We start from the raw sequence: 11,671 nt of genomic DNA, 5'->3' as shown, positions 1-11,671 counted from the left end.
ATAAGACATTCTTACATGTCAAACGTCACATAAATTATGTTATTAAAACCCTATTTTACCATAAGTCCAATTGGAACCATCACTAATAAACATAAGGGTTTTCGTTGGATCTCCACCATCATTTCCAATATCTGCTGACATGATAACTGATTTCCCGCTTACTCGACTATCTCCTGGAAAAAACTCTACACCATTACCTTGTCCTGCGACAAATCCAAACGAATACATCACAGCATCTATAGTATCAGAAATATTCCTTACAATATAAACTCTACCAGGAACCGTAGTTGCATCAGGTAAGATAAATTCTATATTTCCAGCGGTTGGTGTCAGGTTAAGATAAATCCCATCATCAATTATTGTAGCAGATCCTCCTGGTCCTCCATTGTAAGGAACCACTTTTACTGATAAATTACCATTAATATCTAATGTGCTTTGAGGTGTTATTGTCCCAATCCCAACTTGAGCAAAGCTCATTATTGATGATAAAAAAGTAACTATTAAAACTATTCTTTTCATAATTTTACTTTTTAATAATACTAATTGCACAACCACCACCTTCTGCAAGGTTTAGAGTCATTTTAGTATTGCTGTTAATCGTTATTTTCTCTATGTCTAATGCCAACGGATTTTTATCCCAATGTGCATCTGTTCCATCTTTATAAATGGTTGCTATATAGTCTTGATTTTTATCTAGAAAATCAAAATTAATCTCTAAATTTCGAAGATTCTCATCAGTAATACTACCTAAAAACCAATTTCCAGTTTGACGTTCTTTTCTTACGATTGTCACATAATCTCCAACTTCACCATTCAACACTTTAGTTGTTTCCCAATCTACACCAACATCTTTTATAAATTGTAAAGGTTTAGGATTAGCCTCGTAATGTTCTACCAAATCTGCAGCCATTTGTATTGGACTATAAATCACAACATACAAAGCCAGCTGTTGTGCTATGGTTGTATTAACTTGATTGTCTTTTTTATACTCATCAAACTTAATATTGAATATTCCAGGTGTATAATCTATTGGTCCTGCAAGCATTCTAGTAAAAGCTACGATTGGTAAATGTTCAGGCGGATTTCCACCATCTTTAGCCCAAGCATTAAATTCTTGACCTCTTAATCCTTCACGAGAAATTGCATTAGGATAGGTTCGTCGTAATCCTGTTGCTTTGATAGGTTCATGTGGATTAACAGCAATCTTATATTTAGCAGCTTTAATAAGAGAATTATTATGATGATTAACCATAAACTGCCCATGATGATATTCCCCTTTAGGAGATAATTTAAAAACATAACCCGATTTAACAGAATGAATGCCTAGGCTTTGCATTAAAGCATAAGCTGAATCTTGTTGTTTAATATATCTATCCACACCTCCATAAGTTTCATGGTGCATCATAATGTCAACACCTTTATCTTTAGCATAATTGACTACATGCTCTAAATCATAATCTGGATAAGGGGTCACAAAATCAAAGCCACCTTCTTCAGCTGCCCAACCAGTATTCCAACCTTCAACCAAAACACCTTTAATATTGTTTTTTGCAGAAAAATCGATATAACGTTTTACATTTTCTGTGGTCGCGCCATGCCTTCCTGAAGCCATATCCCAAGTGGTCTTTCCTAAATGCATTTCCCACCAAACACCTGTATATTTCATAGGTTTGAACCACGATACATCTCCAAGTGTATTGGGTTCATTCAGATTAACAATTAAGTTAGATTCAATTAAATCTGGTGCATTACCAGTAACCTGAATCGTTCTCCAAGGCGTATTGAAAGGTAAGTTTCTTCTAACTTTATAATCTGTGTTTTCAGAACCTACAAGGTTACTTTCAAAGTTTAATTTCTCAGTATCGACTTTCAAAGTCATCCCAGAATAATCGACTAAAGCTGCTTCATGAAAGCTCAAATGAGTACCATCATCACCTACCATTGTCACAGGTGTATTAACCGCATTTTCTGGAATATAGGTTTGTGCTAAATTTGGATGATTTCTATATTTAAAGGCATCAATTTCTGAAAGCTTTGTCGTTTTGTAAGTATGCTCATAAATTTCCCAATCTCCAGGAATCCAAAAGGTTTTATAATCTTGAGTTAAGTTAAATTGTGTATGCTCTTCTATGATTTCAACGTCACTTAATCTTGCTTGTTCTGGGAATTCGTATCTAAATCCTACTCCATCATCATACACTCTAAATACAATATTCAAAAAACGTTCTGGTGATACTTTTTCTTGAAGAAAAACCTTTAATTCTTTATAGTTATTTTGAACTGTGTCTTGTTCTCCCCAAGGCATTTGCCAAGTTTCTATATGGGTTTCAGTCAGTGATTTTTTAATGATGAAATTCTTTTCAAAATCAGGAGCATCTTTAAATTCAAAACCTAAATATGAAGTATCAATAATTACTTTTTTATTGTTTAAAACGAGGTAATAAGGTTTCCCATCTTCGGAAACATTAAAACTCACCTCAATTGTACCATTTAGAGAAACTGCTTTAAATTCTCTTTTGTCATCAGAAGAATTGCAAGACAGCAAACATAATATTGATAAAATTGATAGATATATTTTCATTCTTATTTCTCTTCTAAGAGTATGATATTAAATTCAGATTCTAACTCTACTTTTCCATTTTTAACGGTTACTTCTTGATTAGAATATGCATCATAAAGTGATGTACCATCTTCAAAAACCTTGCTTACGTTTAGAGTTTTTTTACCTACTTCTAAATCCATAGCTACGACAACCAAATCTTTAAAATTTCCGAGGTTATAACGTCTAGAAAACGTATATGGTTTTTGAGATATCATTTGATGTTTACCAGCGCCAATTGCAGGATGATTTGCTCTAAACTTGCCTAAATTTTGCCAATGGGACAACACTTCTTTTGTTCGCTTTCGTTTAGCGATAGAATCCCAATTCATCATTGATCGCAGCGTTGCATCACCATCTGTACCTGGAATTGCGAGTGATCGAGAAGATTCATCACCATAATACACTTGAGAGGTTCCTGGTGACAATAACAGTTTATTAGCTGTTTCAAAAGGCTTTTTTCTAACTGCATCAAACGGATTACCATCATCATGAGAACTCAAATAATTTAAGGTTCCAAAACCTTTTAATTCATCATTTAATATGTTGTCATAATGCGTAAATAAATCTTCGTAATTTTTATCTTTTGCGTTGTATTTGAATTCAAAATTGATAAGACTTTGAAAACTTGGAGGATTAAAATAATTCACCTGACGATCTCCAAAATTAAATTCTTGCCCTGAGCTTACTCCATAATTATAGACTTCACCAACAAGGTAAAAATCATTATCGTCTAATACTTTATCTGCATTGTTCTTTTTATATTCTGAAAAGGCATAATCACATTCTACTTTAAACTCTTTCCAAACATATTCTTCAACATGTTTTACCGTATCTGCTCTGTAGCCATCTACACCAAATTCTGTAATATAATCGGTTAACCATTTCATGATATAAAAACGTGGTGCTCTTGGGTGACCTGTGCGTTCAAAAAAGGCATCAAGTTCTTTAATTTCTTGTTCGTATCGACCTTCTGCTTTCCACTTTTCTACTAAATGAGGTGGTAGATCTACGTTTTCATTGCTTTCGGTTTTAATATCTGGTAAGTTGGCAACCAACGTACAACTTATGGTGTTGTCATAATTTTCGTAATTACATTGCGGATCTGTTCTCACCCAATCCTCTGGCCAAACAGGATCTTTATCTGTTACAGGACCTGTATGATTTATAACTGCATCTAAAACAATACGAATGCCTCTCGCGTGAGCTTCTTTAACCAACTCGTGCAAATCTTCTTTTGTACCAAAATTAGGATCAATTTTTGTCCAATCTTTTGCCCAATAGCCATGAAAACCATAAGTCACTCCTGTGCCTTCATCTGTTCCTCCATGAATTTGCTCAACCACTGGAGTCATCCAAATAGCATTGATACCTAAATCTGTAAAATAGCCTTCTTTTACTTTTTGAGTAATCCCTTTTATATCTCCTCCTTTAAATCCACGAAGTTTTCCTGTTTCTTTTGTTCTATCAAAGTTGACATCATTTGTTGTATCTCCATTATTAAAACGATCTGTTAGCAAAAAATAGAGGTTTGCACCTTCCCAAACAAAAGGTGCTTTTGGTTTTTCTACTTCTACTGTTGTTTGTGTTTTACAACTCAAAATGGTCATAATTATTAAAGTAAAAAGGGTTAATTTTCTCATATTAATTATTCAGTTTTAAAATAAATGACTCTAATGGTTTTACATCAATTCTAATAGTGCCATGTTCTCCATTTACTTTTAAAGTTGAATTGTAGGTATTGTATAATTGGTCTTCAAATTGGTATTCTCCATCACTAAGGTTCCAAGTTTTTAGAATTTCCGAAGGGATTTGTAATTCAAAACCATAGGTGTTATCTGCATTAAAATTAGAAACGATAATTAATTTCTCATCATCACTCCAACGCACAAAAGACAATACTTTATCGTTGTACCACTCAGTGTTTTGATGATTAAACGCATGGATATCTTGATAGTTTGAAGCTAAAGCCGAACTATTAATTGTGAAGTTAAGTAAGCGTTTGTAGAAATCTCTGAGTTCTTTTTCTTCGGAAGTAGATTGGCCTCCATCAAATTTTTTGTCGTTGACCCATCTTACCATAGAAGGCACACTTCCGTAGTCAAAAATAGAGGTACGCGTAGGATCACCAAAACCTAAATCTTCTGCACCTGGCTCACCGAATTCTTGTCCGAAATATACCATTGTTGGTGCTGTTGTTGCTGTTGTAGAAACCACCATTGCTGGTTTACCTTTTTGGGCACTTCCTGCAAATTCTGGACTTGCAATTCTTTGCTCATCATGATTTTCTAAGAAGTGAAGCATATGATGTTCTATATCACTTAAATCTTCCAGAATTGGTGGAATATTATCTGTCTTACCATGACCTTGCATCACATGTTTAATGGTATCATATAGTTGAACTTTATCATACAAATAATCCATTTTACCTTTTTTGATATAATCTCTATATAAACTTGGATTGTATACCTCAGCCAATAAAAAAGCATCTGGGTTTTTCATTTTAATTGCAGAATTCATATAACTCCAAAATTCAACAGGAACCATTTCTGCCATGTCATAACGGAAACCATCAACACCTTTTGCTGTCCAATACAAAGCAATATCTTTAAATTTTTTCCATGAACTTGGTACTTTTTTGTCTTTCCAAAACTCATAATGTTCTATAAAATGTTGTTCGTCATAACCTTCTGGAAGTTCATCAAAATCTTTTTTACCAACTGGCGAAACTCCATAATTTACTTTTACAGTTTCATACCAATCATTGATATCTGGTTGCGATGCTCTTGATCCATTACCTGTCCATTTAGCAGGTATTTCTTCAAACTTACTATCTGCTAATGGATGTTTCTCACCACCTAGAGGTTGATAACCATGTTTCCATTCTGGGACTTTAAACGCTTCACCTGGATTGTAGTAAAAATTGTTATTCACATCGTAAACAACTGTTTTATTATCTTCTGCTCCAAAATCTGAAGCACCTTCAGGATTTGACAAACTTTGATAATTTCTAGCCACGTGATTTGGCACGATATCAATAATTACTTTTAATCCAGCGTTGTGAGAACGCTGAATTAATACTTCAAATTCTTCTAAACGATTCTCAACATTATCTGCTAGATCTGGATTTACATTATAATAATCTTTTACTGCATAAGGTGAACCAGCACGACCTTTAACAATATCTGGATCATCATTTGAAATCCCATATTTAGTATAATCTGTAATCACATCATGATGAGGCACACCTGTGTACCAAATATGTGTGACACCTAAATCTTTAATCTCCTTTAAGGCTTTTTCGTTAAAGTCACTAAACTTTCCAACACCATTTTCCTCAAGTGTTCCCCAAGGTTTGTTATTTGTGTTTGTGTTCCCAAAAAGTCTCGTAAAGACTTGGTATACCACTTCTTTTTTCTTCAATTCTATTTTAGATGTTGTAGATACTTGCACTATTTTTTCTTCGTTTTTACATCCAAAGACACTTATTAAAACAATTAATATGCTTAAGTTTATATGTTTCATTTTGGATTATTTATTTAGTTTTATTTTGATTTCTTTGTCTTTAGATGTATTCCAAGTCAAAGGAATTGTGACAGTCTGTTTTTTACTATTCCAGTTTCCTTCAACTTTCTCACCATCAACTTTAATACGCTTTGGGTTACTTGGCATATTATGAATGACTAGTTGAATGTTTTTGTTATTGACGTTATAGTTTTTACCTATTTCGGCTTCGATTTCTATTTCTAATCGTCTTCCTTTGAGTTCAGCTTCAAATTCTAAAATCTCATAGGCTTCTTTTTCAAAAGCATTAACTGTTGCTCCATCATCGTTATAAATTTTACGTTTACTTTGCGAAATAGAATCATCATAATAATAGTGAACAACCAAATTATTGCTATCATATAATTTTAGTGAATTTATTGTACTAATCATCGGAATAAATGCGCCTCCTCGAACAAAGGTTGGAATTGTATTTTCTTCAAGTTTATATGCTGTTACACTACCACCTTGATATTTATTAGTAGAATAAAAATCAAACCAATTTGAGTGCTTCGGAAAATAGACCTCATTAGTAGTTTGCCCAGCTTTTAAAATTGGAGCCACTAATATGTCATTACCCCAAAGGTATGCTTCAGAATACTCGAATAACTCTAAATTATCTGCATCTTCAAAAAATAATGGTCGCATTAACGGTACTCCTGTTTGATTGTTTTCAAACATGAGGTTATAATTATATGGAGTTAGTCTATAACGTAACTCAATGGCTTCTTTAGCTAAAGCTTTAGCTTTATCACTTCTATAAACAGGTTCACTTGCAACTTCTTCTTGTGCATGCGGACGATAAATAGGCTGAAACACACCATATTGCAACCATCTAGCATACAACTCATCATCTAGATTTGCTCCTGCAAATCCACCTAAATCGCTATGCATATATGCTAATCCTTGCATTCCCATTTGGAGTGCAATTTCTGGCTGACTTTGTAATCCTCCCCAAGTTCTGTTTACATCTCCAGACCATGGCACTAAACCGTAACGTTGCGACCCTGAATAACCTGCTCGCATTAAAATAAATGGACGTTTTTCTGGATTGGCTTCTAAACTTGCTTCTTGAACTAATTTTGCCCAATCGTGACCGTAAATATTATGGACTTCGTCTGCTGTTCCTGTTGCGTGAATTAATTCTGAAGGATGAACTTCTGGTTCTCCTAGGTCTCCCCAAAATCCGTTGACACCTAGTTTTGATAAGTCATTATAAACGTTTTTAAACCATAGCTTTCCATCTTGGCTAAAAATGTCAATCAAACCCGTATTTCCGAAGTAAAAATCATATATAAACGGATCTCCCTTTGCGTCTTTTGCTAAAATGTTTTCGCGTACTGCTTCATCCCATCGATGTGATGTGGTCAACATAAAAGGCTCTGTAATTAAAATCGTTTCTACATTTTTAGATTTTAAATCCTTGATCATCTGCTTAGGATTTGGGAATGAATCACGATCAAACTCAAGATTTCCCATTGTGCCTTTGATGTCTTTTCCAAACCAATATAAATCTAAAATTATAGCATCTACAGGAATCTCTTCTTCTCTAAATTTATCTATAGTTTCAACCACTTCTTTTTGAGAATGATACCCAAAACGACTGGAAAAATTACCCAAAGCCCAACGTGGCAACATAGGTTGTTTCCCAGTTAAATCTGTATAATTATCTACGATATCATACCATGAATCACCAACAATAACTTGATAGGTTTTACGACCAGAAATGGTTTCATAAGTGAGCGTATTATCATCTCTACTATCTAAATCTAAAAAGCCAATTGGAGCATTATCAAAATGAACCATATATTGATTTGATGACATTACAATTGGTAATGTAAAGTTCATCAAAGGTGCCTTAGTTTCATAACCATAATGTGCTTTATTGTAGAGTTCTAATCGATTACCTCGACGATTCATTCCCAATGCTCTTGCTCCTCCTCCATATAAAACCTCGTCTTTATCGAGATTAAATTGAATGGTTTCTAAGCTGTCGTTTTTGACGTAACCTGCTTTTTCTGAAATGATATTTTTCCCTTTGTATGTATAGGAAATTTGAAACGGACTTTTATTGATGTTTACATTTACACCTTCAGATTTAAGCGATATTTCTTCGTCTTTTTCTAAAAACTGAATACTAGAAATTGATGGCTCAGCAATTACAGCATGAGAACTATTTAAAGCTGTTTCTCCAGTTGGTAAGAAAGTTGTTTCGACGATTTCCGAAGTATAAAATTGAATCTGATATGTACCATCAGAAACATTGACCTGCAATAGATCATTGTTCCATGTGGCATCAACGAAGGTTCTTTCTTTGATATGATCTGAAAATAGCCACAACATTGTTTCTTCAAAATTAGTTCTCCACAATTCTTCGTTATGTTTTCCTTCAGGTACAATTTTAGATTGTATGTTTTTTGGATTAAAACCTTGATTTTTTAAAATAGTAATTACACTATTCATATCTTTTACAGTCTGGCTTATTTCTTCAAAAGCAACATTACCACCTTCTCTTCCGCCAGCCAAAAAGTACATTTTTGTGTCTTTAATGTTTCCGTGGGTTTTAGAAAAATCATTCACTTTTGGAGAGAACCAAAATGAAGGAGAAAACACACCTACTTTTCCAAAAATATTTGGATGTTTTAATGCTACATAGTAAGAAATTAATCCACCCATCGAACTGCCAAAAATTGCTGTATTGCTTTTATCTTTTAAGGTTTTGTAATTGCTATCGATATAAGGTTTTAAAGTTTGAACAATAAAATTAGTGTACTCCTTGCCTTCGCCTCCACCATATTTTTCGTTTTCCCATGGATTATATTCATCTGTTCGTTTTTCACCTCCATTATCTATACCAACTACAATTACTTTTATGTTCTTTTCGCTATATAATCTATTTAGTGTTTCATCTACACTCCATTCTCCTGAGAAAGACGTGCTATTGTCAAAAAGATTTTGAGCATCGTGCATGTAAACTACAGGATATGATTCGTTTGAGGTTTCATAATTTGGTGGTAAATACAACCAAATACGACGTTTTCTATTGAGTTGAGGGATTTCAAAATCTTCAGATATTACAGAAACATTTTTAGCTGCTGTAGATACATTTTCAACATCATAAAGGTTGGTCCAACCAGCAATTTTAACTTTTAACGTATCGTTTGGTTGATTGAAGGCATAGTTACGATTATCAACAGCCAGACCTTTTTTGCTACACTCAACCGATTTCCAAGACCCTTGTGTGAATTTGAATTGAAGGGTTTCTGAAGCTTCTGGCAATGTAATGGCATAAATACCATCTTTTTGTACGAGCTGGTATTCTTTTTGTCCGCCAGTCCAACCTTCAAAACTTCCAGAAATAAAAATGGATGCATTCTCTGGAGTTTCTTTAGGAAGATCTTCAACAATAATAGTCACTTGTGCAGAAACACTAAACCCGATAAGTAATCCTAATATGTATGCGATTTTTTTCATTTCGAAATTATTTCTTTGTCGTTAATAGCATAACTCCTCTTTTTTCTAATTTAATTTCATCTTGCCATGTGAAATTCTCACCAGTTAAAATGTTTTTGAGATTTTTTCCTGTCAGGCCAATTTCAGCATAACGCTTTAAATCAATTGTAATTGGTTTATCGTTTTTATTCAGAATTAAAACAATCGTTTCATCACCTTGGGTTCTAAACAAAAAGTAAGTTCCCATAAAAGGTGCGAAGTGAACGGTTTTACCATCGTGAATGGCTTTACTGGTTTTTCTATAATTCAATACTTTACTAACGAAGGTTTGCATGTCCTTTTCTTCCGCAGATAATCCTTTTCCTGTAAATGCATTTTTAGAATCGTCTTGCCATCCTCCTGGATAATCTGTACGAATCAATCCATGATCTCCAGGTTTATCAAAGTCGTTCATGAGAATTTCTGTACCGTAATACATTTGTAAAATTCTAGGCATCATTGCATAGGTTGCGACTGCCATTTTAGTATTGACAATATCACCATTGAGTTGTGTAAAAATGCGACTCATATCATGATTGCCTTCAAAAATCATAATGCTTTTTGGATTAGCATAATGAAAATCGTTAGCCAAACCTTCGTATATTTTCACCAACCCTTTATCCCAAGATTCTTGCTCGTTTAATGCGTTGACAACATTGGCTTGCATAGCAAAATCCATGGTTGATTTTAAATTAGAATCGTAACCATCTTTATTATTTGCACCATCTTGCCAATAACCAATTAATAACGGATTGTAACTCCATTCCTCTCCTACAATATTAAAATTAGGATACTCTGTCATTATTGCTCCAGCCCAATCACTCATAAAATCTTTGTCTGGATAAGGATAGGTATCCTGACGAATCCCATCTAATTGTAAGGTTTCAATCCACCAAATACTGTTTTGAATAATGTAGTTCGCCATGAATGGATTACGCTGATTTAAATCTGGCATTGCAGATACAAACCATCCTTGAGAATGACCATCTTTATCAAACTGTGATACATAAATATCTTGATTTGAAGTACGTCTATGATTAGAATTTATGTTGACATCGTTATTCCAGTTATCTATATTTTTTTCGTAGTTATCTTGTAGGTTTACCCAATCTTTAAATGGTAAATCTTTCATCCACCAATGATTTAATCCGCAGTGATTAGCCACTTGATCCATGATGAGTTTCATGCCTTTTTCTTTGGCTTTTTGGGATAACTCTTGATAGTCTTCTAAGGTTCCAAAACGTGGATCTATTTGATACAAATCTGTAATTGCATAACCATGATATGAGCCTCTTTTCATATCATTTGTCAAAAGTGGTTGTGGCCAAATAGCTGTAAAACCTAAATCATGTATATAATCTAAATGATTTGTCATGCCTTCTATATCGCCTCCATGACGAGCATAATCATTTTTTCTATCTACAGTTTTTTCTAATAATGCAGATTGACCTTCCATAGATAAAGGTGTATCATTATTGGTGTTTGCATTTGCAAAACGATCTGGTGTGATTAAATAAATTGCATCACTACTATTAAAACCTATGTAATCTTCAGCAGGCTTGACTCGACTTTTGAGTTCGTAAACATCTATTAGCTCCTTGCCATCACTATTTTTAAATTTGATATTGAATTGTCCTGCCTGAGCGCTTTCAGAAATAATAAGATCAATAAACAGGTAATTGTTGCTTTTTTCAGCTTTACTTACGTTATCAATTTTGACACCTTGATAATTAATAGTTGGCTGATAGTCTCCTATATTATTGTGATGAACTAATAATTGTAGGTTCTCGTTTTTAAAATCTGTCCACCAATTTGGTGGTTCTATGCGCTCTATATCGTTTTGATCTATAAATTTTACTGGTGTTTCTTCTGAAATAATCTCTTTTGAAGATTCATTTTTACAAGACACACTTAAAACTAAAATAGATGACAGAAATATGTAATACAATCTTTTCATTATGATAGTTTTTTTTAAATTAAGACTTGAATAATCTTTCGTTAATACAAGTTCTTAAAAAACCTACAAGGTTTTGAAAA

The 11,671-nt window shown here is 33.6% G+C and carries 6 protein-coding genes; all 6 read right to left on the bottom strand.

The window, feature by feature from the left end; all coding sequences use genetic code 11:
• Window positions 1–42 precede the first annotated feature (42 nt).
• Genes WNY78_RS01795 through WNY78_RS01770 form a run of 6 tightly spaced genes read right to left on the bottom strand, consistent with a single transcriptional unit; the run spans window position 43 to window position 11,591 of the window.
• A complete protein-coding gene (locus WNY78_RS01795) occupies window positions 43–519 on the bottom strand; it encodes a hypothetical protein (RefSeq protein ID WP_342871461.1) in 477 nt (158 codons plus the stop codon).
• Between the two features lie 4 nt (window positions 520–523).
• Window positions 524–2,581, bottom strand: a complete 2,058-nt coding sequence (locus WNY78_RS01790; RefSeq protein ID WP_342871460.1) for a glycoside hydrolase family 97 protein — start codon at window positions 2,579–2,581, stop codon at window positions 524–526.
• Window positions 2,582–2,583: 2 nt separating this feature from the next.
• Window positions 2,584–4,242 carry an alpha-amylase family glycosyl hydrolase gene (locus WNY78_RS01785; RefSeq protein WP_342871459.1) on the bottom strand — a complete coding sequence of 553 codons (1,659 nt, stop codon included), beginning with the start codon at window positions 4,240–4,242 and terminating at the stop codon, window positions 2,584–2,586.
• 1 nt (window position 4,243) lies between these two features.
• Complete coding sequence (locus WNY78_RS01780) at window positions 4,244–6,124, bottom strand: alpha-amylase family glycosyl hydrolase (RefSeq protein WP_342871458.1); 1,881 nt, start codon at window positions 6,122–6,124, stop codon at window positions 4,244–4,246.
• A gap of 6 nt (window positions 6,125–6,130) precedes the next feature.
• Window positions 6,131–9,616: a TIM-barrel domain-containing protein gene (locus WNY78_RS01775; RefSeq protein WP_342871457.1), complete on the bottom strand. Its 3,486-nt coding sequence runs from the start codon at window positions 9,614–9,616 to the stop codon at window positions 6,131–6,133.
• 7 nt (window positions 9,617–9,623) lie between these two features.
• Window positions 9,624–11,591, bottom strand: a complete 1,968-nt coding sequence (locus WNY78_RS01770) for a glycoside hydrolase family 13 protein (protein WP_342871456.1) — start codon at window positions 11,589–11,591, stop codon at window positions 9,624–9,626.
• Window positions 11,592–11,671 lie beyond the last annotated feature (80 nt).

The organism is Psychroserpens sp. AS72, assembly GCF_038900375.1.
GTDB lineage: Bacteria > Bacteroidota > Bacteroidia > Flavobacteriales > Flavobacteriaceae > Psychroserpens.
Note: the sequence above shows the minus strand (reverse complement) of the source record. Positions and strands in the feature narration are given on the sequence as shown.

Excerpts from the sequence above, each read along its gene's own strand:
- WNY78_RS01795 (WP_342871461.1), bottom strand. The coding sequence starts at position 519 with ATGAAAAGAATAGTTTTAATAGTTACTTTTTTATCATCAATAATGAGC.
- WNY78_RS01780 (WP_342871458.1), bottom strand. The coding sequence starts at position 6,124 with ATGAAACATATAAACTTAAGCATATTAATTGTTTTAATAAGTGTCTTT.
- WNY78_RS01775 (WP_342871457.1), bottom strand. The coding sequence starts at position 9,616 with ATGAAAAAAATCGCATACATATTAGGATTACTTATCGGGTTTAGTGTT.
- WNY78_RS01785 (WP_342871459.1), bottom strand. The coding sequence starts at position 4,242 with ATGAGAAAATTAACCCTTTTTACTTTAATAATTATGACCATTTTGAGT.
- WNY78_RS01770 (WP_342871456.1), bottom strand. The coding sequence starts at position 11,591 with ATGAAAAGATTGTATTACATATTTCTGTCATCTATTTTAGTTTTAAGT.
- WNY78_RS01790 (WP_342871460.1), bottom strand. The coding sequence starts at position 2,581 with ATGAAAATATATCTATCAATTTTATCAATATTATGTTTGCTGTCTTGC.